Origin of the sequence: Alcaligenes sp. (assembly GCF_050255915.1) — a bacterium.
Taxonomy (GTDB): Bacteria; Pseudomonadota; Gammaproteobacteria; order Burkholderiales; family Burkholderiaceae_B; genus Alcaligenes; species Alcaligenes aquatilis.
On the sequence record NZ_JBFWIQ010000004.1, the window covers coordinates 202,507 to 226,545 of the forward strand.

Sequence of the window (24,039 nt, forward strand, 5' to 3'; positions counted from 1 at the left end):
AAGAGGCTTTTCGGATAAGGGGGGACGACAAGTGAGATGACTTGTCTGACAAGGCCGGAAATGACCGTATCTAACTATACTCGGGAATTGATTGCATGGTAGTTCGAGGACTTGTGCGACTGGCGCTAGTGCTCTATTTTGCGCTGATGCTAAGCCTTGTCGGGCTACGTTATCTGCTCGTGCCCCAACTGGATAATCTGCGCCCCTATCTGGTGGAGAAAATCAGTGAGCAAACCGGCCTGCAAGTTCAGATTCAAGAATTAAAAGGCGACTGGCAGGGCTGGAATCCCCATCTTTCTGTGACGAACCTGTCGCTGTCAGAGCCAGGGCAAGAGCCCATGTTGCAGTTGCCCAAGCTGCAAGCCGATATCAGCTGGAAGTCCTTGTTCAGCGGTTCGCTGCAATTGCGCCAGCTGGATGTACAAGGTTTGACGATCCCGGTGCGGCGCGATCCTGAGGGCCAGATTCTGGTGATGGGCCAGGTACTGGATCTCAACAATGACCGTGCCCCAGCAGAACCCGAAGTCTGGCAAGGGCCGGTTCGTTGGTTGCTGGAGCAGCGTGGCATTCATATTCAGGGTACGTCCTTGCAATGGCAGGATGATCTGCGTGGCGCGCCTGCCTTGACTCTGCCATCGATTGAATTGCAGATTGGCTACAGGCAGGGTTGGCACGAGGTCAATCTGGCTACGGCCTTGCCCGCCGATCTGGGCGAATCCCTGGCTTTGGCCTTGCGCGTGCAGGGCAAGCGTCGTCTGCCCGAAAACGTGGATGTGATGGACTTGCCCTGGGAGATGACGGTGCAGGCCAATGGGGTCGATACTCCCGCGCTGCGCCCTTGGCTGGACGTACCTGTGATTCTGGATAGAGGCTGGATCGATGTGCGTGCCCAGGCCCGCCAGCCTCAAGCCGCCCAGGCCGTACAGATGCAACTGGCAGCCCAATTGCAGGATGTGGCCGTGCTGACGGATAGCGAAGATCGCCTGCAGTTGGAGCAAGCCCATCTGGAGCTCAATGGCAGTTTACGTGATGTGCAGGCATTGGCCCAAGGCAAGCAAAGTGGCGACGTGCAGTGGACGTTGTCGATGAATGGCTTTGGTCTGCGTGTGCCCGATTTGTTTGCCCACTATTTGGCATTGGATCAGCTCAATGCTCAAGGCATGGTTTATCGCGATGAGCAGGCCAGACTGAGCCTTGGCAACATGAATCTGGCTCTGCGTAATCCTGATTTAGATGCGCAATTAACAGGTGGCTGGCGTGAGGATGCCAAGTTTGAGGCGGGTGTGGCTGACTGGCAGGGGCAATTCACGCACCTGAATCTGGCGGCTTTGGTGAATTACCTGCCTTTGACGGTCAACCCTTTGGCGCGTGAATGGATGCAGGCTGGACTGGTACAGGGGGCGGTACGAGACGGGACAATCCGCTTGCAAGGTGGCCTGGACACCTTCCCGTATGGCCTGAGCCCGGCGGATGGCAGCTTTGAAGTGGTCGGGATTTTGGGTGAAGGGATTGTGGATTATCAGCCTGCCCAGCCCCAACGTTTGGCCTGGCCACGTCTGGAAGGCATACAAGGCAGCATACGCATGCATAACGATAATCTGGATATTGTGGCTCAGCAGGCGCGCATGCCTATCGCCAAGCAGCCGGATATTGTGCTGCGCGATATTCAGACCCACATCACGTCCTTGGAGCAAAACAGCTTTCTGAAGCTGGAGGGCGTGTCTCAGGCTCCAGCGACCAGCTATCTGGCCCTGGTGCACCAGTCCCCCCTGAACGCCTTGCTGGATGGCTTGCTGACCGACAGTCGCGTTAAAGGGGATTGGACTGTACCCATCAAATTGCAGGTTCCTTTGGATAATGCGGATGACACCCAGGTACAGGGGCAAATCCAGATGAACAATAGCGAGTTTCAGTACATGCCTGAAGCTCCGTCATTGACGGCGTTAAAGGGCGAGCTCGCCTTCAGTGAAAAGGGCGTCAGTGCCCAAACCTTGACGGGCAAGGTGCTGGGGGGCGACACCCAAATCAGTGGTGTGCTCGAGCCCGGCAAGCCCGGTTTGCGCATAAATGGTGTGATCACTGCGCAAGGTCTGGAGCAATACCTGGAATTGAAGGGCGTGCAGCGTCTGCAAGGGCAGACTCTCTATCAGGTATTAATGAAGCTCGATGCCAAGGGTTCTTTTTCCTTTGGCGCGGAGTCCGATCTGACGGGGCTGGCGCTGAACTTGCCCGAGCCTTTCTACAAACCTGCTGAGCGTGCAGCCAAATTGAAGGCAGATTGGAGCAGCGACTCTGCCGCCAAGATAGACCGCTTGCAGATCAGCCTGCAAGACAGACAGACCTTTTTGTTGAACCTGTTGCATGCTCAAGGTTCCCGTCAAGGCAGCTATTTTCAAAGTGGCAGCATGGGAACGCCGGGGCTGGTGAGTTGGCCCAAACGTGGCCTGGAATTGCATAGCCGCTATGACCGTATGGATCTGGATGCCTGGGAGAGAGTTGTCGAGGAGTTCGGTCAGAATCTGGACGGCAGTCCTTTGATTCCGTCGGGCCGTCCCCTGTTGCCTTTGCTGGAGCGGGTGCGCCTGAAAGCGGATCAGGCATTTTTTAGAGGGCAAGTGCTGGATCAGTTGGAGATGGAAAGCACGGAAGATGCCGCTGGCAGCTTGTTTCTGAGCCTGAAGGCCAAGCAAGCTGAAGGGCGTTTGCAGGCGCAGCATCAAGGTGGCCGCTATACCGGCATGTTCAACGCCAATTTTTCCCATTTGTACCTGAATGGTGGCAGGCCGGATTGGGCTTGGCCCGACGCCGACCTGCCCATGAGCGATGATCTGGTTTTGCCTGCGATCTCGTTCAAGGTGGATGATTTGCAGATACAGGGCGTGCGCTTTGGTGCTTTGGAAGCCAAAGGCAAGCCCGCAGGAAAGGGCCACAAATGGACCCTTGAAAACGTTTCCTTGAACGCACAGGGCATGCAACTGCACGGTTACGGTTCTTTGGCATTGAGTGGGCCACAGCGAGGGCTGGAATTGCTCGCCAATAGCCAGGTAAGCAATTTGGGGCAGTTTGTGGATGTCAGCGGCTTGTTGACAGAGTCCATTAAAGATGGCGAGGGAACGGTTCAGGCCGCCTTGTTCTGGAGTAATTTCCCCTGGTCTTTTGATAAGCGCAACATTCGTGGCCAGTTCAATGTGGATCTACGTAAAGGACGCTTTATCAGCCTGAAATCACGCTCGGCCAAATTGCTGGAGTTGCTCAGCCTGCAGTCCATTTCACGCTTGAGCAGACTGGATATGGACTTGTTCGGCGCCGTGAAGCAAGGCTTTGCATTCGATAGCCTGACCGGGCGCATGAACCTGTCGCAGGGCAAGCTGGAGCTGGATAATTATCAGATCAAGGGCCCGGCGGGAGCGGTCAACCTGGAAGGCTGGATTGATATCAAGGATGAGACGTTGGATTTGATTGCGGTGGTCAATCCGAATCTGGATATGAGCGGCGCGGCGATTGCGGCCTATTTCACGGTTAACCCGATGGTAGGGGTAGGGGCTTTGTTGACGCAGTGGTTGATGCAGATCCCAATGAGCAGTCACCTGTCTGTCTCTTATGCAGTGACAGGCAAGATTGATGATCCACAGCTCAAAGAGCTGGAGGTGCCGGCGGCCAGCACTGCGAAAAAAGAGAAGCAGCCGCGGATTGAGCCTTGAGACCAGGCGCTTTACCCAAAACGCTTTTGCGTAGGTCTTCGTCAGGGTAGCAGCAAGGTTTTTTCGTGATTTAACCCTTATGCCAAGGATGGGCCGATGAGCGCACATAGACTGAAACGACTGGCAGCGATATTGGTTGTGGCGGGCCTGTCTTTCCATGCTGTTGGGGCGCAAACCCATCCGGTGGTTCGGGCCGTACAAGAGGTCGAACAGTCCTTGCAGGCCCGTGTTGGTCTGGCCGTACTGGACACGGCAGACGGGCAGTGGTGGCAATACCGTGCCGATGAGCGCTTTCCTATGGCCAGTACCAGCAAGGCCTTGATTTGTGCGGCTTTGTTGGCCCGAGGGCCAGGTGCGATGAAAACTGCCTGGCTGATCAAGGAGGAGGCCATTCAGTCTTACGCACCCACCACAAAGGAGCTGATCGGCCAGCAGGTATCAGCAGCTCAATTGTGTGCGATCACGATGCGCAACAGCGACAATAGTGCCGCTAATGGGGTCTTGGAGGTTCTGGGCGGGCCTGAGGCTATCACGTCCTTTCTTCGTGGCGTGGGCGACACGGTGACGCGCCTGGATCGCAACGAGCCCAGCTTGAATGAAGCCACGCCCGGCGACCTGCGCGACACAACGACCCCGCAAGCCATGGTACAAACTTTGCGGAATCTGGTTTTGGGCGACGCGCTTAAAGCCTCAGACCGTGATCGGCTGATTGACTGGTTGCGCCATAACGAAGTGGGCGGGCCCTTGTTGCGAGCTGGCGTTCCTGAAAGCTGGACCGTAGCAGACCGAACCGGGGCAGCCGCTTACGGCACACGCGGTGTCGTGGCGGTGATGTGGCCCCCTGCGCGTGGGCCGCTGGTGGCGGCTGTCTACATCACGGAAACCAAGGCCTCGATGGAAGCGCGCAATGCGGCCATAGCCACGATTGGCAAGGCCATGGCAGCGGCGGTGGATCAAAAAGCTCGGTTTTGATTTTTTGTGGAGCGCTGACGAGCTTTTTTCAGGGAGCTTATCTGGCTGCCGTTATATGAATGTCGGATTCTGTGGACAAAAAAAAACCGCCTTGTGGGCGGTTTTTTGACTACTGAGCAAGGCGCAAAACTTAATAAACACCTTGATGACGCATGGCATTGGCGACTTTGACAAAGCCGGCAATATTGGCGCCGTTAACGTAGTGGATGAAGTCGCTTTCTTGACCATAGTTCACACAATTTTCGTGGATGTCACGCATGATGGAGTGCAGCTTTGCGTCAACTTGTTCACGTGTCCAGTTCAAACGCTGGGCGTTTTGGCTCATTTCCAGACCAGAGACGGCGACACCACCAGCATTGCTGGCTTTACCTGGGGCATACAGAATCTTGGCGTGGATAAAGGCATCGACTGCGTCCAGCGTGCTGGGCATATTGGCACCTTCGGCGACGCAACGCACACCATTCTTGATCAGAATTTCGGCGTCTTTGCCATCGAGCTCGTTCTGGGTTGCGCAAGGCAGGGCGACATCAACGGGGATGTGCCAAGGACGTTTTCCGTGCTCGTACAGCAGGCGGTGTTGTTGGGCATAATCGACCAAGCTGCCGCGCTGTACATTTTTAATGTGCATCAGAGCCGCCAGTTTTTCACGCGTAAAGCCATCCATATCCACCACGCAACCTTGCGAGTCGGAAACGGTCACCACTTTGGCACCCAGGTCCAGGCATTTTTCAATGGCGTACTGAGCGACATTGCCCGAGCCAGAAACGGACACTGTCATGCCGTCTAAAGACAGCCCTTTACGTGCCAACATTTCCTGTACGAAATATACGGTGCCATAACCCGTGGCCTCAGGACGAATCAAACTGCCGCCAAAGCACAAATCCTTGCCGGTAAAGACACTGGCCGCGCTGTTGGAGAGTTTTTTCATCATGCCGGCCATAAAGCCCACTTCACGCGCGCCTACGCCGATATCACCTGCAGGAACGTCGGTGTCTGGACCCAGATGGCGGTAAAGCTCAACAATCAGGGCCTGGCAAAAGCGCATGACTTCGCCATCTGATTTGCCTTTGGGATCAAAATCCGCGCCGCCTTTGCCGCCGCCCATGGGCAGGGTGGTCAAGGCATTTTTGAAGGTCTGCTCAAAAGCCAGGAACTTCAGGATAGACAGATTGACCGAGGGGTGAAAGCGCATGCCGCCCTTGAAAGGACCAATGGCATTATTGTGCTGAATACGGAAACCGCGATTGACCTGAACCTGACCACGATCATCTACCCAGGAAATACGAAACTGGATAACACGTTCGGGTTCAACCAGACGCTCGAGCAGACCGTGGTCGGCGTACTGGGGGTTTTTCTCGATGAAGGGCCACAAGCTGGTCATCACTTCCCGTACGGCCTGCATAAATTCAGGCTGACTTGGGTCGCGGGACTGCACTCTGGCTAGGAACTGTTCTAGAGAGATAGATTTCATTGCAAGCGAACTCTGTTTGCAATACTGAGATTTCGAGTAGAACTCAGCAGATTGAAAGAATGGATGCATGGGATTGCACCCGATCAATACGCCCATCGCAAGCAAGCCTCTCGTATAGAGAGGCTTGCGCAGGATGTTCGATTTACTTCTTCATCATGTCGAAGAATTCGGAGTTGGTCTTTGTTGCCCGGATTTTGTCCAGGATAAACTCCATGGCTTCAATTTCATCCATTCCGTGGATGAATTTGCGCAAAACCCAGACCTTTTGTAGAAGGTCGGGTTTGATCAGTAATTCTTCGCGACGTGTACCTGACTTGTTCAGGTTGATGGCAGGGTAAATGCGTTTTTCGGCCAGGCGGCGCTCCAGATGGATCTCGCAGTTGCCGGTACCTTTAAATTCTTCATAGATGACTTCGTCCATGCGGCTGCCGGTCTCGATCAGGGCAGTACCGATGATGGTCAAGGAGCCACCTTCTTCCAGATTACGGGCAGCACCAAAAAAGCGTTTGGGGCGCTGCAGGGCGTTGGCGTCTACACCACCGGTCAATACCTTGCCCGAAGCAGGGACCACGGTGTTGTAGGCGCGAGCCAGACGGGTAATGGAGTCCAGCAGGATCACCACGTCTTTTTTCAATTCAACCAGGCGTTTGGCCTTTTCGATCACCATTTCGGCCACTTGTACGTGACGCGTTGCGGGTTCATCAAAGGTGGAGGCCACCACTTCGCCGCGTACGGTACGCTGCATTTCGGTCACTTCCTCGGGGCGTTCGTCCACTAGCAGGACGATCATGACGGCCTCGGGGTAATTGGTCGTGATGGCGTGAGCCATGTGCTGCATCATCACGGTTTTACCGGATTTGGGGCTGGCTACGATCAGGGCGCGCTGGCCCTTGCCGATAGGCGAGAAGATATCCAGGATACGGCCTGTGATGTTCTCTTCGCTTTTGATGTCACGCTCCAGGCGCATGGGCTGATCAGGATGCAGCGGGGTCAAGTTCTCAAACATGATGCGATGTTTGATGGCCTCGGGCTGCATGCCGTTGACCTTGTCGACCTTGACCAGGGCAAAGTAGCGTTCACCGTCTTTAGGGGTGCGCACTTCGCCTTCAATGGAGTCGCCTGTGTGCAGATTGAAACGGCGTATCTGCGAGGGAGAGATATAAATATCGTCTGTGCTGGCCAGGTAGGAGGTTTCTGGCGAACGCAGGAAGCCAAAACCATCCGGCAGGACTTCAAGCACCCCGTCACCGAAAATCTGCTCGCCTTTTTTGGCGTGCTTTTTCATGATCGCGAACATCAGCTCTTGCTTGCGCAAGCGGTTCGCGTTGTCGATTTCCAAAGTGGCAGCCATTTCTAGCAGCTGCGAGACGTGCAGAGCTTTTAATTCGTTCAGGTGCATGAGTGTGGGGAAGGGCTTTCAGCAGCAGACCGCAGGCCAGCGATGGGCCTGCGTGCGGTTAATCAGAGATTACAGGGAGCTGTCGAGAAACGCGCTAAGTTGAGACTTGGAAAGTGCACCGACTTTAGTCTGGGCGACTTTACCGTCTTTAAACAGCATGAGCGTTGGAATACCGCGAACACCGAATTGAGCAGGAGTGTCGGGATTTTCATCGACATTGAGCTTAGCGATGATAACACGACCTTGATACAGTTCGGCCGCCTCATCAAGTAAAGGTGCAATCATTTTACAGGGGCCGCACCAGGCAGCCCAATAATCGACCAAAACAGGAAGGTCGGCTTTGAGGACGTCGCTCTCGAAGGAGGCGTCTGTAACGTGAATGATGGAGTCGCTCATGGCAAAATGCAAAAAAATAAAAGATAACGAAAAACTATACGTGTGGCGTGACCTGAGCACAATGTATTCTACGGCCAATTGCGACGGTCTTGTTGCCAATTTTTGACAGGATACCATTGCGTCTGGTTGATAATGTGCATTCACTGCGCAACGCGCGCCAATAAAGCGTTTCCCCACTGGCGCCTAACCACTCGTAAAATAGCGTTTTTCTGTACGATCTACCGGGAATCAAGTTGTCTACTACACGTTACGACGAATCTTCTATACGAGTGCTTAAAGGGCTGGAACCGGTCCGGCAGCGCCCGGCCATGTATACCCGCACGGATAATCCCCTGCATATTGTGCAGGAGGTCATCGATAACGCCGCCGACGAAGCCCTGGCTGGTTTTGCCCGCACCCTGACCGTTACCTTGCTGGAGGACGGCGGTATCCAGGTCGAAGACGACGGGCGGGGTATTCCCGTTGGCTTGCATCCTGAAGAGAATGCGCCCGTGGTTGAGCTGGTGTTCACTCGACTGCATGCCGGGGGCAAGTTCGACAAGCTCAATGGCGGAGCCTATGCCTTTTCCGGCGGTTTGCATGGGGTGGGTGTGTCGGTGACCAACGCCTTGTCGCGTCGCCTGGAAGTGCTGGTCTGGCGCGACGGGCAAGCCAATGAAATTGTGTTTGCCGACGGCGAGCTGGAGCAGCCCCTGACCCAGACGGGCACCGTGGGCAAGCGCAAGACCGGGACCCGTGTGCGGGTCTGGCCTGACCCCAAATACTTTGACTCCGCCCAGATTCCCCTGGCTCAACTGACGCACATCCTGCATAGCAAAGCGGTCTTGCTGGAAGGGGTGACCGTGGAGCTGGTGCAGCAGAAAACCGGCCAGCGCCAGCAATGGTGCTATGAGGACGGTTTGCGCGGTTATTTGCAAGAAGAGATGGACGGCGTGGAGTTGTTGGTGCCTCTATTCGAGGGCCGCCAGTACGCCCCGAAAGATGACGATAATTTCTCCCCTGGTGAAGGGGCTCATTGGGTCGTGGCCTGGACCCTGGACTCTCAGATTGTGCGCGAGTCTTATGTCAATCTGATTCCGACCAGTGCCGGGGGGACGCACGAATCGGGCTTGCGTGATGGTCTGTATCAGGCCGTGCGCAGCTTTGCCGAGCTGCACAGTTTGATTCCCAAGGGCGTCAAGCTGCAGGCTGAGGACGTCTTTGCCCGTGCCAGTTTTGTGCTGTCGGCCAAAGTGCTGGATCCGCAATTCCAGGGGCAAATCAAGGAAAAACTCAATAGCCGCGATGCCGTGCGTCTGGTCAGTGGCTATGTACGCAACGCACTGGAACTGCATCTGCATGCGAATGTGGATCAGGGTCGAAAATTGGCTGAAGTGGCGGTGCGTCAGGCTCAGGCCCGTACCCGTTCGGCCCAGAAAGTGGAAAAACGTAAAAGCTCGGGGGTAGCCGTGTTGCCCGGCAAGCTCACGGACTGCGAATCGCACGATCTGGAGAGCTCCGAACTGTTTCTGGTCGAGGGCGACTCGGCCGGTGGCTCTGCAAAAATGGGCCGCGACAAGGAATTTCAGGCCATCTTGCCCCTGCGCGGCAAGGTGCTGAACGCCTGGGAAGTGGACCGGGATCGCCTGTTCGCCAACCAGGAAATTCATGATATTTCCGTAGCCATTGGCGTGGACCCGCATGATGCCCAGTCCGAGCCGGATTTGTCCGGTTTGCGCTATGGCCGCATTTGTATCCTGTCCGATGCGGACGTGGACGGCTCGCACATTCAGGTGCTCTTGCTGACTTTGTTTTTCCGCCATTTCCCCAAGCTGATCGAAGCCGGGCACGTGTATGTGGCGCGCCCACCCTTGTTCCGCGTCGATGTGCCTGCCGCTGGCAAACGCCCGGCTCGCAAGATCTATTGTCTGGATCAGGGCGAGCTGGATGCCACTTTGGAGAAGTTGCGCAATGAAGGCATACGCAACGAGTCCTGGAGCATCAGCCGTTTTAAAGGTTTGGGTGAAATGAGTGCGGAGCAGTTGTGGGATACCACCATGAATCCGGATACCCGTCGTTTATTGCCGGTGCATTGGGGCGAAGATGGCTTAAGCGGCACGCAGGCCATGTTCACCATGCTGATGGGCAAGGGCGAGGCCTCTGCCCGCCGTGCCTGGTTGGAAGAAAAAGGCAATTTGGCCGATCTGGACGTCTAAGCCCGATTTAAGAGTTATTTATGGACAGCAATCAATTGGATTTTGAGCCGGCGGGATCGGACGATAGCATCACGCTGGGGACTTACGCGGAACAGGCTTATCTGGATTACGCCGTCTCGGTCGTACGCGGACGGGCTTTGCCCGACCTGACCGATGGTCAGAAGCCGGTACAGCGCCGCATTCTGTATGCGATGGATGCCATGGGCCTGGGCCCAACGGCCAAGCCTGTGAAATCGGCGCGCGTGGTGGGGGATGTGCTGGGTAAATATCACCCCCACAGTGACCAGGCCGCCTATGACGCCATGGTGCGTATGGCGCAGGATTTTGTGCTGCGCTATCCGCTGGTGGACGGGCAGGGCAATTTTGGCTCGCGCGACGGCGACAATGCCGCCGCTATGCGTTATACGGAAGCGCGCCTGACTCCGTTCTCGCGGTTGCTGCTGGACGAGCTGGACGAAGGCACGGTGGACTTTATCCCCAACTACGATGGCAGCCAGAAAGAGCCGGTGACCTTGCCAGCCCGCTTGCCCATCATGTTGCTTAACGGCGCATCGGGGATTGCTGTCGGGATGGCCACCGAGATTCCGTCGCACAACCTGCGTGAGGTAGCCCAAGCCTGTGTCAGCCTGCTGCGCAACCCGAATTTAAGCGACCAGGACATCCACGAGATCATTCCTGGCCCGGATTTTGCAGGGGGTGGCCAGATCATTTCCGCTGCCGATGATATTGCGGCGGTGTACGCTCAGGGCCGGGGCTCCATCAAGGCACGTGCCCGTTGGGTATTTGAGGAAATGGCACGTGGTCAATGGCAATTGGTGGTCACTGAATTGCCGCCCGGCAGCTCCTCTCAGCAGATTCTGGAAGAGATTGAAGAACGCACCAATCCCAAGGTCAAGGCGGGCAAGAAATCCCTGAGCACCGAGCAACAGCAAACCAAAGCCTTGATGCTGAACATGCTCGACGCCGTGCGCGATGAGTCCGGCAAGCAGGCTGCGGTGCGATTGGTGTTTGAACCCAAATCCCGCGCCATTGATCGGGACGAGTTCGTGACCACCTTGCTGGCACAGACCAGCCTGGAGCGCAACGTCTCCATCAACCTGGTATGTATCGATACGGACGGTCGTCCTGGCCAGCGCTCCCTGCGTCAGGTCTTGCTGAGCTGGCTGGAATTTCGTCGTCACACGATGGAGCGTCGTACTCGTTACCGTCTGGACAAGGTCACCGATCGTATTCATGTGCTGCAAGGGCGCATGGTGGTGTACCTGAATGTGGACGAGGTCATTCAAACCATTCGTGAGTCCGACGAGCCGCGTGCTGCCTTGATGGAGCGCTTTGATTTAAGCGAGCGCCAGGCTGACGATATTCTGGAAATGCGCTTGCGTCAGTTGGCCCGTCTGGAAGGTTTCAAGATCGAGAAAGAGCTGAAAGAGCGCCTGGAGGAACAGGAGTCTTTGCAAAAGCTGTTGGACGATCCCAAATCCTTGAAACGCTTGATGATTCGAGAAATCGAAGCAGACGTTAAAACCTATGGCGATGAGCGTCGCACCTTGATTGAAGCGGCCGAGCGTGCTGTGCTGGAAACCAAGGTGGTGGATGAGCCGGTCACCGTGATTGTGTCGCGCAAAGGCTGGCTGCGTTCGCGCCAGGGCCACGGTCATGACGCTTCACAGTTCAGTTTCAAGACCGGCGATGGCTTGCGCGATGCGCTGGAGTGCCGTAGTACCACAGACCTGGTCGCCATCGGCACCGATGGCCGGGTCTATACTGTTCCGGTCTCCAGCTTGCCTTCGGCGCGTGGAGACGGTCAGCCCATTACCTCCATGATTGAAGTCAGCCCCAGTGCGCCTATCGAGCACATCCTGGGCGCTCCTTTGGATCAGAACTATTTGCTGGCGGCCTGCGACGGCTACGGTTTTGTGGCCTCTCAAGGCGATATGAATACACGCCAGAAAGCGGGCAAGCAGTTTGTCACTATTGAGGACGGCAAAAAGCTGCTCAAACCTTTGGCCTTGCGTCCGGATGACCAGTACGTAGGCCTGCTCAGCGAACAGGGGCGTTTCCTGGTGGTGGATATCAAGGAACTGAAGGTGCTGTCCAAAGGCGGCCGTGGCACGGTGCTGATCAAGCTGAACGATGGCGATACGCTCAGTCAATGGGTGGCCTTTGGGGAGGCGGGGCTGGCCGTTAGCGGGGTGAATCGCAAACGTCCGTCTACCATCGTGATGGATCTGGATATGCTGGCCAATTATCTGGGCAAGCGCGCAGGCAAGGGCAAGACCCTGTCGCTCAAGTTGAACGACCCTGTGTTGCATCGACCTGAACAGGCCTGAATTTGTATAGCCGCCGGAGGCTGGCCCTCCGCCTGATAGATTTCTTTTTTGAGTGTTGGATATGAGTTTCAAAGTCACGGTTCAGCCCAGCGGGCACAGTTTTGACGTTCAGCCCGGACAGTCTGTGCTGGATGGCGCACTGAATGCCGGTATCGTCTTGCCCTATAGCTGCCGCAACGGCACCTGTTCGTCTTGCCGTGGCAAGGTCATTGAAGGTGAGTACGAGGCAGGCCGTGCGCCCGAGCAATTGTTGAGCGAAGAGGATCGCGCTGCAGGCTACACCCTGTTTTGTCAGGCCAAGCCCAGCAGCGACATGTTGATCGAGTCCCACGAAATTCGTATGGCGACCGATATCCAGATTCGCAAAATGCCCTCGCGCGTGGTGGGCCTGGAAAAAGTACGTGATGATGTGATGGTGGTGCGTCTGCAAATGCCGTCGTCCGAGCCATTTCGTTACTACCCGGGTCAGTATCTGGAGTTCATCCTGAAGGACGGCAGCCGTCGCAGCTACTCCATGGCCACACCGCCACGGGAAGACAATCAGGTGGAATTGCATATTCGTCACATGCCCGGCGGCGTATTTACCGATCACGTGTTCGGTGCCGGTGCCACCGCCATGAAAGAGCGCGAAATTCTGCGTGTGGAAGCGCCTTTGGGTTCTTTCTTCCTGCGTGAAGACAGCGCGGCTCCTATGGTGTTCCTGGCCAGCGGTACGGGCTTTGCTCCGATCAAGGCCTTGATCGAACGCCTGATTCAAACCGGCAGCCAGCGCGAAGTGGCGCTGTACTGGGGCGGGCGTCGACCCAAGGATTTGTACCAGCGCGAACTGGCCGAGAAATGGGCCAGCGAATTGCCTAATTTGCGTTTCATTCCGGTGGTCTCCGACGCTCAGCCTGAAGATGGCTGGACAGGCCGCACCGGTTTTGTACATCAAGCTGTGCTGGCTGATTTGCCGGACCTGTCAGCCTGGCAGGTATACGCCTGTGGCGCGCCGGGCATGGTTGAAGCGGCGCGCAAGGATTTTGTGGAGCAAGCCCAACTGAATCCGGACAATTATTTTGCAGATGCCTTTACGTCCCTGGCAGATGTAAAGTAAGCGTCTTGGTCAATAGCTCAACAAGCGGACAGTACACATGAAAGTAGCAGTTCTGGGCAGCGGCATTATTGGGGTATCAACTGCCTGGTGGCTTAGCCAGCAAGGTTGTGAGGTGGTGGTCGTGGAGCGGGGAACCGGCCCTGCGCAGGAAACCTCGCGTGCCAATGGCGGCCAGATTTCGGTGTCGTATGCCGAGCCCTGGGCCAACCCGAAAATGCCGTTCAAACTGCTGAAGTGGTTGTTGCAGGACGATGCTCCCTTGTTATTCCGTCCGCGTCTGGATCTGCGCCAGTGGCGTTGGTGCCTGTCGTTCTTGCGTGAATGCCTGCCTGGACGGGTTACGCCCAATGTGCGCGCCCTGGTGGCCATGGCGGAATACAGCCGCAGCACACTCAAGCAATTGCGTCCTAGCCTGGATTTTGATTATCGCCATCAGGAAAAAGGCATCATCACTTTTTACCGTGATGCTCAAAGCCTGGATGATTCTCAGCAGATGGCCGATATCATGCGCGATATGGGGGTGGATCGCCGCATCATGAGCGTGGACGAGCTGGTGCAGTTAGAGCCTGCTCTGGCGTCGGCCCGTGGCCAGATTGTGGGTGGCGACTATACCAAGGATGATGAATCCGGTGATGCCAACCAATTTACCTGCGGTTTGGCGGCCATGGCCAAGCGAGCCGGGGTGGAGTTTCGCTTTTCTACACAAATCACCCGTTTGCTGACGGCCAAGGGGCGTGTGGTAGGTGTTGAGGTCATTGGCCCGGACGGTACGTACGAGTCCATACAGGCAGACGCCTTTGTGGTGGCCATGGGTAGCTTCAGTCCCACCGTCTTACAGCCGCTGGGGATTTCCTGCCCCGTTTACCCGGCTAAAGGCTATTCGGCTACTTTTCCGGTACTGGTTCCCGAGGGGGCGCCCACGGTCAGCCTGACCGATAAAGATCACAAACTTGTTTTTTCCCGCTTAGGCGATAGCCTGCGGGTCGCTGGAACTGCAGAATTGTCGGGCTATTCGCGCAATTTGAACCCCGCCCGCTGTCAGGCTTTGTTAACGCATGTAGCGGATCTGTTCCCAAGCGCATTGGATTTTGATAATGTTCATTTCTGGTCAGGACTGCGTCCTGCCACAGCATCAAATATCCCACTGATAGGCCGCTCTTCCATACCTAACCTGTACCTGAATACAGGGCATGGCACCCTGGGGTGGACGATGGGTGTAGGCTCTGGCCGAGCCCTGGCAGACCTGCTCATGGGACACAAACCCGAACCTGAATTTCCTTTTTTATCATGAAGGATGTATGAAAAATCTACGCGGATTACTGTTGAAACGGGGTGTTATGGCTTTGGCGATGGCAGCGGGTGGCTCAGCCGCTTTGCTGTTCGGGTCGACTGCCCTGGCAGCCGTTGATATTCAGGTCTGGACCGCTTTGAACTCGCACAATCAGGACGAGTTTGAACGCTTGGTTCGGGATTTCAATCGTAGCCAGAGCGATGTCAAGGTGTCGGTCAAGGCTCATGATACGGAAGCTTCTTTAGAACAGGTTTTGCAAGCGGGCAAGGATTTGCCCAATCTGGTGCAATTAGGCGAGATGTCCGGTCTGGACGAGGTCGCTGATCGCCCCTACATCATGCCTATGCACACCTTGCTGGCTCGGGAAAAAATGGATAATGTGTCCTGGTTCCTGGCCTCGAACTCCTTTGTGCGCAATGGCCGCGGTCAATTGCAAGGCTTCCCTTATATGGCCGAAATTCCGGTCATGTACTACAACCTGGACGCGTTTGATAAAGCCAAGATCGAGCCTGCGGTGCCCAGCCGTGTCTGGCTGGATTTGCAGGCCCAGCTCGTCGATCTGGCCAATAAAGGCTCGCGCCGTTGTCCCTTGACTTCGGATCAGTCTGTCTCCATCAACCTGGAGAACCTGGCAGCGGTGAATAACCAGATTTACGGTCTGGCACCGGGTCCCAAGGTGAAAGGCAAAGTGGGCTTTGACTTTGATGTGATGTACATCCGTCACCTGTCCATGATGATCAGTTGGGTGAAATCCGAGCTGATGGTCAAGCCCGGCACATTGCCAGAATCGCCCCAGCGCTTTGCCAAGGGCGAATGTGCCGTCATGTTCTCGAACTCCGGCCATATTGGTGAATACAGCGACACGCGTGGCTTGAAGTACGCAGTGACTGGTCTGCCTTACTATCCTGAAGTGACCCAAACTCCTGGTAAACCGTTTGTGACCGGATCGGCGCTGTGGGCGGTAAAAGGCCATAATGCCGAACAGAATCAGGCTTCGGCCCGTTTCATCAGTTGGTTGGCTCAGCCTGAGAACGCCGCACGTTGGTACCAGAAGACAGGTTTTTTACCGGTGAGCCGCGAAGCCTTTAATGCCACAGGCAACGACTACTACAAGGACAAGGGCGACTGGATGCACCTGGTGGGAGCCTACAGCAGCGGTACGTCGGGCACAGCCAAGGGCAATTTCCGTAACTACCGTCAGATTCGTGCCGTGTTCAATCAGAGCCTGGAAAGTGCGCTGGATGGGCAGCAACCTGCCATGACGGCATTGCGTACTGCCGCCACGCAAGCTAATCGTTTGGTGGCACAGAGAGGACGCTGATTTATCTGTGCGTACAAGCCGATCTAGCGGCTTGAGCAAGCATCCTTGAAGATAGACCCCATGCCCTTGACGGGACATGGGGTTTTTTCTTTGGGTGTTTGTAATGCGTTTTCTTGTCCGTTTCTGCATCGTGCTGATCTGTGCGCTTGGGCTGTCTGCCTGTCAGTCCAGTCAGGGGCCGGATGGTCTGTTGGCCGATCCGGGTGCGCGCGTCTTCAATTTTGATTGGCGCTTATCCGGCGACCCCAAAGTGGGGCCTATGCAGGTCTTTGATAACGGGACGCGCATTTGGCTGCATTTTGCACCAGATCAGATTTTGCCAGCGGTGTTTGGCCGCAGGGACGGACAGGAAGTGCTGCTGTCGCTACGACCTTCGGGGCAGTTTCAGTTAGTCGATGGCTTGTGGGCGGAGCTGGTGTTTCGTGCAGGCAGGGCGCAGGCACAGGCCAGTCTGCGGCGCAAGAGTAGCCAGAGTGAAGGCTCTGCCTTGTCAGGGGCAGAGGAATCGGATGTTTTAGCCCAGCCTTTGCTTGTAGGAGATCCCTTGAAACCGAGCTCTGTGGGGGCGGTACAAGTGCTGGAGCTGGAACCAGAGCCCGCGCCCGCACAGTTGGTGCAACGGGTTGCCTTTCAAGCCAGCTCGGATATGTGGGCGGTCAATCTCCCGAACCCTGACTCCACTGTTTTTGAACTGCGTTTGAAAGATCGGACGCTAAGGCAGGCGCTAATGCGTTGGGCCAAACAAGCGAAATGGGTTTTTGCGCCGGAACATTGGACTTTGGAGGTGGATTTTCCTGTCAAGGCTGCCGCCAGCTTTAAGGGGAACTTTGAGTCTGCGGTGGTCCAATTGCTGACGGCGGCACAACTGAACGCCCATTCTTTGCAGGCCTGTTTTTATTCCAATCAGGTGCTGCGTGTTCTGGCCAGTCCGCAACCCTGCGACCCGAGTGTGCAGCAGCAGGAGCGGTCATGAATCACCTCTTTTTGCTGCTTTTGGTTTTGTTGTCGGGCTGTGCTTTGCAAACAGCGGGGCATCACCTTGACCCGCCGTGGCTGGACGATGCTGTTTTTTTAGGCACGTTAGACCTGCCTACAGATGCACCGGCCCAGTCTGTTGATAGACCTTGGCTGTTGGGCGCTGCTGTGCCCATCCAGCAAGCCGCTGACTCACCAGACCTGATGAGTTCCAGACAGACATTCAGCTTTTCCTTGGAAACGCCTTTACCCGGTCTGGATGAACTGGCGCGCCGCCTGTCTTTTTTGTCGGATCTGACGGTATCCATCAGCCCGGAGGCGCGACTGCCTTTGGCGCTTTTCTTGCCGCGACTCAGTGTGGGGGATCAGTTGGACGTGCCGCCCCAATATGGCAGCCTGGTTTTTGAGCAATTACGCTTGCCGGAGTTGCTCAATCAAGTCAGCGCGGTATACAGCATTCGGTGGCGCTATCGGGCAGGACGTATCGAGTTATATCGCACGGAAACGCGTCACTTTGCTTTACCGCCGATCAAAGCCGTGAATGCTGCTTATTTGGATAAACCTGCAGCTAATGCCTTCGAGTCCGCTGTGACGTCTGTGCAGACTGAAACGCCAAGTCTGGAAAACGCCGCCCATGTTTATCTGCAAGACACGGCACAAGCTTTTCTATCTCGCGCTGGAAGGGTCCAGGTGCTTGGGGTGCCGCCCCATGCTTTGTTGGTGACTGATACACCGGAACGCTTGGAGGCATTGGGTTCAGCGTTGAAGCACCAGCCTGAATTGTGGTACTTCGATAGTGCGCGAGCTAGCCGCTCTGTGGGTAGCGGCGGGAGAGAGAAATGAATGCTTCCACAGCCAAGCGTGAGTATTGGTTTGGTTTGCAATGGGCACGTCACGGACAGGACACGCGCTGGACTCACACTCGGAATTCGACACAATCGCATTGGGCTTGTTTCTTGGAAGGGCAGGCAGCAGGACAAGCAATAGGCTGGGTACAAAACCGGTGGCTCTATTCCAAACGGACACACTCGATATTGCGATTGGTTCAAGAGGGGCCAACACGGGTAAAACGCAGGCATATGCGGGCTTATTCGGCGGCTGCGTGTCTGGCTGTGCATCACCCTGATGAAGCGGTTTTTCTTTTATGGGCCGTGGCTCCCGGCCTGCTGTGGTTCCTGGCATTGGAGCAGGGTTTGGTTGTGGAAGGCAGTGATTGTGTGCTGACACAGGTCGGGCAGGTGCAGGCCTTGCGACAGGCAATGCAGGAACGCTATCCCGCCATACGTGAACTGCGGCAACCCGATGATGTATGGGTGTGCCTGGAGCAGGGTAGACGAGCGCAGGCTTGTATGCAGCGTCAAGGCGGCAGAGAGCTTTGGCGTCCCAGTAAGGTCCCTCTTCGCTTGCTTGTTGCGCCGTTGCTGATGGTGCTGGCTCTGGCAGGCGTTTTGTCTGCCGACTCTCGTGGGGTGGGGGCTGAACGACAGCCTGCTGGCAAAGGGGTTCTTGAGCAGGGTAATACATTGCCGCTATCTAGCGCGCAGACTGTTCTGGATCTGATTGAGGAGCTGCCGGCACAAGGAGTGGGCTGGCGCTTGCAGGAGGTGGACTGCCGTCGTCGCGTGGCTTCTTGGGACTGTCATGCACGCTATGGGTTTGAAGATGTACAAAGCTTTAGTTTGGCCATGCAGCGTCAAACTCGCGCTCCGAACATGCTGGCGCTGACAGGGGCAGGGCAGGCTGAATTGTATGTGCAACGCACTTATCGGCCTAAGGAGCAACAGCGCCCATCGCCACAAGGTCAGGGAACGCTGCCTGTTGAGTCATCAGCCAACCTGATTGCCGAATTGAAGGCTTTGCAGCCCGCATTTATGCGTTTTTCGCTTGCCCGGGCACAGGCGCACCACCAATCTCAGTATTCAGGGCAAGTTCAAACCGGGAATCAGGCGGACACACAGCTGCAAGCAAAGGCTGGGGAGCAGACACAGGCTCTGATCCAAGCCAAGGAGTCTCGGCGCACCAGAGATCAATCAGAACCAGATGCCTGGCGTCGTACTTGGAGCAGTCAGTCTCCTTTGCGTTCAGCCTACCTGCTCGCCGCACACTTGCCTCAGTTGCAGTGGGACAGGTTGAGCTTGTCAGTGAGTCCGCAGTCTTATCCCTCGCTGCTGGGCAGCGTTTTTATCGTGGAGCTGGAAGGCTATGTTGATGAGTGGGCAGGTTCGGGCAAGGAGGAACGCGCGCAGGTATTTGAGCATTCTGTTTGGCGGAGCGCTGATACTTAGCTTGCCAGCTCAAGCAACTGAAGCCATGGTTTCAGTCGTGCGCGATATGTTGCTGCTGGAGGCCGAGCAGGCGCGACAGAACATGGCCTCATGCTCCAGGCCATTAGAGGGGCAGGAGGGGGCGGGTTTGGCTCAACCGGACGTGGACAAGAGCAGATCGAGCAAAGCTATTCCTGGATTGAAACTGAAAGCTGTCTATGGGCGGGATACGCGCTTGCTGGCTGAGGTGCAGCATGGGCAGCGCCTGCTCCTGTTTCAGCAAGGACAGTTATGGCCGATAGGGCGCGAGCGAGATAGGCAAATGCGCCTCTTGTCTTTAGATAGTCGCTGTATTGAGCTTGAAATAGGGCTGCCCCGGGAACATGCTGAAAGCCAAAGCCAAAGCCAAAGCCAAAGCCAAAGCCAAAGCCAAAGCCAAAGCCAAAGCCAAAGCCAAAGCCAAAGCCAAAGCCAAAGCCAAAGCCAAAGCCAAAGCCAAAGCCAAAGCCAAAGCCACAGTCGGGGACAGGCTCAGGTTTTGAATATGTCAACCGCCTCGGATCAGGCTCAGCAGTCGCAGCCGGAAGTTCAATCCATAAAACTCTGTTTGCCTTCCTGAGGCCGGGGGGATGCGTCTAGCCAAACTCGAGCTTTCAAAGTCACCATGATTCAGTTTTCCAGCCCGTATATCCTTGAGCCTGTATGTCATTGACTCCCCAAGGCCAGGAGCCCGTCAAGTCGCAAATCTGGCGCGTCTCCCCACAGTCCTTGAGAAAGAAAAAACCCCGACGTGATTTTCATCAGATCGGGGTTGAAAGTGACCACGGAGCTTGTCGCTCGGTCAGGCTTGAGCCTTGTTCTGCTTTAGTCGCGGGTACCGCTCCAAGCGGCAATGGCAGCACGCTCTTCGTCGGTCATTTGCGTCATGTTGCCCAGGGGCATGTACTTGGAGTGCACCACGGTTTTCACCTGTTCGGCGTGCAGCACCGTGTTGTCGATGGTATCGAGCAACATGCCGGCAGGGGCAGCCGTAAAGCCGAAGTCGGCATTGGGTTTGGCCGCGTGGCACTGAACACATCGGGCATCCATGATTTCCTGGATGCGTGCAACGTTGACGGTTTCTGCGCCGTTAGCGGCTGCGGGAGCACTGGCAACGTCACCTTTCAGGCTGGCAGGTGCAGCCAGGTAGCCAACGATCAGCAGCAGCACAACACCGGCAGCCGGGTAGGCAGGCTTTTTGATGCCAGCGTGCATCAGCACGAAGTATTGACGGATCAGGGCGCCGGCAAAGATGAACAGCACCATGATGATCCACGCATTAGGGTTGTTATACGTGAACGAGTAGTGGTTGCTCAGCATCAGCAGCAGAACGGGCAGCGTGAAGTAGGTATTGTGTACCGAACGCTGTTTGCCGCGCTTGCCATCCAGAGGGTTGGGGGCTTCACCGGCTTTCAGTGCCTTGACCATGCGGCGTTGGCCGGGAATGATCCAGAAGAACACGTTGGCCGACATGCTGGTGGCCATGACAGCGCCAGTCAGCAAGAAAGCAGCACGACCCGAGAAGATGTGCGCGCTCAGGTAAGCCACGACCACCATCATGATGGCCACCGCCACGCTCAGCAGGCCGTCGCGGTTCATGTTGGGGCTGATCAAGCGGCACAGGCCGTTATAGACCACCCAGCCCAGTACCAGGAAGGCAATAGCCATGACGTTGGCTTGCGTGCCGGTCATTTGAGCCGCCCACTCCCAGGGACTGTTGGGGTTGACCAGATAGAACTCGGGCTTGGTCAGGTAGAGCAGGGCGAACAGGAAGAAACCGGACAACCAGGTGGTGTAGGACTTCCAGAAAGACCAGTGCAGGTCATCGGGCAGCTCAGCCGGGTTGGTCAGGTATTTCTGGTTGTGATAGAAGCCGCCGCCGTGGACAGCCCACATCTCGCCAAACACGCCGCGTTTCTTGCTTTCTTCGCCTTTAGGCGGTTTCAGGCCGTTGTCCAGCATCACAAAGTAGATGGACTCGCCGATCCAGGCGACGGCCGCAATTACGTGCAACCAGCGCAGCAGCAGGTTGCCGTACTCAAGTAGGTAAGCGTACATAAAGATCTCGTATCAGAGTGGTTTCGTATAGAAGCGAAAAGTCGACTTGAATACGCGATCAACTGCCGCGATAGGTAGACCAGGACCAGGGGGTGACAACCAGGGGGACGTGGTAATTGGCATTGGCATCAGCGATACCAAAGCGAATGCCGACCTGATCAACAAAGCGTGGCTCGGGCAGAGTCACACCGCTGGCGGCAAAGTAGTCACCTGCATGAAACACCAGTTCAAAAACGCCCGTGTGCATGGCCTCGCCTTGCAGCAGGGGCTCATCACAGCGACCGTCGCTATTGGTGTGAGTGGTTTTGATCAGAGTACGTTGATTGTTTTCGATGGAATAAAGATCGACGCGCACGCCGCTGGCTGGGCGTCCTTGAGTCGTGTCAAGGACATGGGTTGATAGCTTTCCCATAAATGTCTCCGGTTTATGGTGATCAAAAAAGGTCCAGCGAGCCCAGTTTTGAGAACCGGCCGGGGGCCAACGGTGCAAGGATCAGTGCGCTGGGTTGAGGCCCCGAAACTGTCGCTCTGTTTGAGGAGTCAGATTGTCGACAATTTATGTTGACGATTTTGTCGGGGTACCGAATAATTGTCAATAGTCAATAACGAGAAATTCTATGCTTCAGATACGGCGGCAAGAGGGGATGACCAGTGAATCCCAAGCGCCCAGCGCCTCCTCGCTGTTAGAGGGAGGCATGGCAGATACGGAGGTCGGGCGTGTTTATAGTCAGATCTTTGATGCGGTCGTTGACCGCCGTCTTTTGCCTGGAACCAAACTGACGGAAGCCACGCTATGCACGATTTTCGAGTGCTCGCGGGCGACCGTTCGTGCGGCGCTGGCAGCCCTCGAACACGACAAGATTGTGGTCATTGAACCCAATCGGGGTGCTTTTGTCTGGAAGCCGACGGCCAAGCAAACACGGGACGTGTTTGAACTGCGGCGTGATCTGGAAGCCTTGATTCTGCAAAAACTGATCAGCTACCCGGATCTGCCGGAGCGTTTGGCTGGCCTGTATGAAATGGTGGAACGTGAACAGCACGCTTTTGAAAATGGCGACCGCATCAGCTGGTTGCGCCTGTCCAATGCGTTTCATGTGATGCTGGCGCGCTGCGCTGGCAATGATGAACTGACCGAGTTGATGCACACCTTGTGCGCCCGCACCACGCTCATCATTGCGTATCACGATACACCGGGCGAACAGGCGTGTTCGTTTTACGAGCACAAAGAGATTTTGGACAAGCTTAGTCAGGGCGATGCCGAAGGCGCGCATCTGGCTATGCATCATCACTTAAGTGATTGTGAACATCGCATGAGCGAAGCGGGTGATGGCAATGCTGCCGATCCTTGGCTGGCCCTCAGCGTAAAACGCTAAACGGAGACGGTATGTCCTTGAGCAAGTACCCTCGTGACCTGGTCGGTTACGGTAAAAACGTGCCCCATGCACAATGGCCTGATCGGGCGCGCATTGCGGTGCAGTTTGTCTTGAACTATGAAGAAGGCGGCGAGAATTGCGTCCTGCACGGTGACCCGGGCTCTGAGCAGTTTTTGTCTGAAATTATTGGTGCAGCCGCTTACCCGGACCGTCACTTATCCATGGAGTCCATTTACGAATACGGCTCGCGTGCTGGTGTCTGGCGGATTCTGAACGAGTTTGAAAAGCGTGGCCTGCCCATGACCGTGTTTGGGGTGGGCATGGCGCTGGAGCGTCATCCCGAGCTGGCTCAGGAATTCGTGCGCCTGGGTCATGAGATCGCTTGCCATGGCTACCGCTGGATTCACTACCAGAACGTGTCCGAAGAAGTCGAGCGCGAGCATATGCGCCAGTGCGTGAACGTGCTGACGGACTTGCTGGGCCACCATCCCGAAGGCTGGTACACCGGCCGCGATAGCCCAAATACCTTGCGTCTGGTGGCTGAAGAGGGCCAGTTCCTGTATAGCTCCGACTACTACGGTGACGATTTGCCTTTCTGGACCGAGGTTCAGCTCAGCGACAATACTGTCAAGCCTCAGTTGATCGTGCCTTACACCCTGGACAGCAATGATATGCGCTTTGCGGCTCCTCAGGGTTTCAACACCGGCGATCATTTCTTCTCCTACCTGAAAGACGCGTTTGATGTGCTTTACGAGGAAGGCGAAGAGGCTCCCAAGATGCTGTCCATCGGTTTGCATTGCCGTCTGATCGGCCGTCCTGGCCGTTTCCGCGCCTTGCAGCGTTTCCTGGATTACGTGCAATCGCATGAGCGTGTCTGGGTGTGCCGTCGTGTGGATATTGCTCGCCACTGGGCCGAGCATCATCCCTATCAGCCCAAGGCCTGATCGGGGCAGGGCCAGGGTTCATGCCTCCTGGTCCATCAAGACAACATCCTGAATCTGAGCAGGGTGCATTCACATTCCGACTCGCCAGGGTCGGAATTGTTGTTTCTGCCCGCTGAAAACAGTACTATCTGACGCTTACGCAGCCGCTCGTAAAGGGAGTGTGGCGTCCGGGCTTCTCACTGCTATGCCGGGGCGGCAGGTGTTGTGCCAGCGC

At 56.0% G+C, this 24,039-nt stretch carries 18 protein-coding genes; 12 read left to right on the forward strand and 6 right to left on the reverse strand.

The genetic code is table 11. The features are described 5' to 3' along the window. Positions 1-95: 95 nt before the first annotated feature. Both AB7E06_RS06875 and bla read left to right on the forward strand, forming a co-directional pair. Complete coding sequence (locus AB7E06_RS06875; RefSeq protein WP_427955868.1) at positions 96-3,701, forward strand: YhdP family protein; 3,606 nt, start codon at positions 96-98, stop codon at positions 3,699-3,701. 96 nt (positions 3,702-3,797) lie between these two features. Continuing rightward, positions 3,798-4,673, forward strand: a complete 876-nt coding sequence (bla, locus tag AB7E06_RS06880) for a class A beta-lactamase (RefSeq protein ID WP_427955870.1) — start codon at positions 3,798-3,800, stop codon at positions 4,671-4,673. A gap of 130 nt (positions 4,674-4,803) precedes the next feature. On the opposite strand, the gene gdhA is transcribed toward bla, so the two are convergent. The 3 genes from gdhA to trxA all read right to left on the reverse strand — a co-directional run bounded on the left by gdhA (position 4,804) and on the right by trxA (position 7,939). Continuing rightward, positions 4,804-6,144, reverse strand: coding sequence for an NADP-specific glutamate dehydrogenase (gene gdhA / locus AB7E06_RS06885; protein ID WP_094197080.1), 1,341 nt, complete (start codon positions 6,142-6,144; stop codon positions 4,804-4,806). A 142-nt stretch (positions 6,145-6,286) separates the two neighbouring features. Beyond that, positions 6,287-7,543: a transcription termination factor Rho gene (gene rho / locus AB7E06_RS06890; RefSeq protein ID WP_094197079.1), complete on the reverse strand. Its 1,257-nt coding sequence runs from the start codon at positions 7,541-7,543 to the stop codon at positions 6,287-6,289. A gap of 69 nt (positions 7,544-7,612) precedes the next feature. After that, positions 7,613-7,939 (reverse strand): thioredoxin TrxA, encoded by a 327-nt coding sequence (gene trxA / locus AB7E06_RS06895; RefSeq protein ID WP_094197078.1) that lies wholly within the window; start codon positions 7,937-7,939, stop codon positions 7,613-7,615. A 227-nt stretch (positions 7,940-8,166) separates the two neighbouring features. Between trxA and AB7E06_RS06900 the strand changes: the two genes are divergently transcribed. The 8 genes from AB7E06_RS06900 (at position 8,167) to AB7E06_RS06935 (ending at position 19,432) form a co-directional block, all read left to right on the forward strand. After that, positions 8,167-10,134, forward strand: coding sequence for a DNA topoisomerase IV subunit B (locus AB7E06_RS06900; protein WP_376913651.1), 1,968 nt, complete (start codon positions 8,167-8,169; stop codon positions 10,132-10,134). A 20-nt stretch (positions 10,135-10,154) separates the two neighbouring features. Continuing rightward, a complete protein-coding gene (parC, locus tag AB7E06_RS06905) occupies positions 10,155-12,464 on the forward strand; it encodes a DNA topoisomerase IV subunit A (RefSeq protein ID WP_094197076.1) in 2,310 nt (769 codons plus the stop codon). A 61-nt stretch (positions 12,465-12,525) separates the two neighbouring features. Next, complete coding sequence (locus tag AB7E06_RS06910; protein ID WP_094197075.1) at positions 12,526-13,560, forward strand: CDP-6-deoxy-delta-3,4-glucoseen reductase; 1,035 nt, start codon at positions 12,526-12,528, stop codon at positions 13,558-13,560. A 37-nt stretch (positions 13,561-13,597) separates the two neighbouring features. Further along, on the forward strand, positions 13,598-14,851 hold the full coding sequence (locus AB7E06_RS06915) for a D-amino acid dehydrogenase (protein WP_094197074.1): 1,254 nt from the start codon (positions 13,598-13,600) through the stop codon (positions 14,849-14,851). A gap of 7 nt (positions 14,852-14,858) precedes the next feature. Continuing rightward, complete coding sequence (locus tag AB7E06_RS06920) at positions 14,859-16,172, forward strand: extracellular solute-binding protein (RefSeq protein ID WP_094197073.1); 1,314 nt, start codon at positions 14,859-14,861, stop codon at positions 16,170-16,172. A gap of 103 nt (positions 16,173-16,275) precedes the next feature. Then, positions 16,276-17,145, forward strand: a complete 870-nt coding sequence (locus AB7E06_RS06925) for a TcpQ domain-containing protein (protein WP_395029274.1) — start codon at positions 16,276-16,278, stop codon at positions 17,143-17,145. Beyond that, on the forward strand, positions 17,142-17,990 hold the full coding sequence (locus AB7E06_RS06930; protein ID WP_427955879.1) for a hypothetical protein: 849 nt from the start codon (positions 17,142-17,144) through the stop codon (positions 17,988-17,990). The genes AB7E06_RS06925 and AB7E06_RS06930 overlap by 4 nt, the downstream gene beginning before the upstream one ends. Beyond that, on the forward strand, positions 17,987-19,432 hold the full coding sequence (locus AB7E06_RS06935) for a hypothetical protein (protein WP_427955882.1): 1,446 nt from the start codon (positions 17,987-17,989) through the stop codon (positions 19,430-19,432). Before AB7E06_RS06930 ends, AB7E06_RS06935 begins: the two co-directional genes overlap by 4 nt. 316 nt (positions 19,433-19,748) lie before the next feature. On the opposite strand, the gene AB7E06_RS06940 is transcribed toward AB7E06_RS06935, so the two are convergent. The 3 genes from AB7E06_RS06940 to uraH all read right to left on the reverse strand — a co-directional run bounded on the left by AB7E06_RS06940 (position 19,749) and on the right by uraH (position 21,920). Then, positions 19,749-19,916 (reverse strand): hypothetical protein, encoded by a 168-nt coding sequence (locus AB7E06_RS06940; protein ID WP_427955885.1) that lies wholly within the window; start codon positions 19,914-19,916, stop codon positions 19,749-19,751. A 359-nt stretch (positions 19,917-20,275) separates the two neighbouring features. Beyond that, the gene (locus AB7E06_RS06945; RefSeq protein WP_108727659.1) at positions 20,276-21,508 is read right to left on the reverse strand and encodes a urate hydroxylase PuuD; all 1,233 of its coding nucleotides are present in this window, start codon (positions 21,506-21,508) and stop codon (positions 20,276-20,278) included. A gap of 58 nt (positions 21,509-21,566) precedes the next feature. Continuing rightward, a complete protein-coding gene (gene uraH / locus AB7E06_RS06950; protein ID WP_249459539.1) occupies positions 21,567-21,920 on the reverse strand; it encodes a hydroxyisourate hydrolase in 354 nt (117 codons plus the stop codon). Between the two features lie 205 nt (positions 21,921-22,125). Between uraH and AB7E06_RS06955 the strand changes: the two genes are divergently transcribed. Then, the gene (locus AB7E06_RS06955) at positions 22,126-22,881 is read left to right on the forward strand and encodes a GntR family transcriptional regulator (RefSeq protein ID WP_427955890.1); all 756 of its coding nucleotides are present in this window, start codon (positions 22,126-22,128) and stop codon (positions 22,879-22,881) included. A gap of 11 nt (positions 22,882-22,892) precedes the next feature. After that, positions 22,893-23,825 (forward strand): allantoinase PuuE, encoded by a 933-nt coding sequence (gene puuE / locus AB7E06_RS06960; protein WP_406612013.1) that lies wholly within the window; start codon positions 22,893-22,895, stop codon positions 23,823-23,825. Positions 23,826-24,039: the final 214 nt, after the last annotated feature.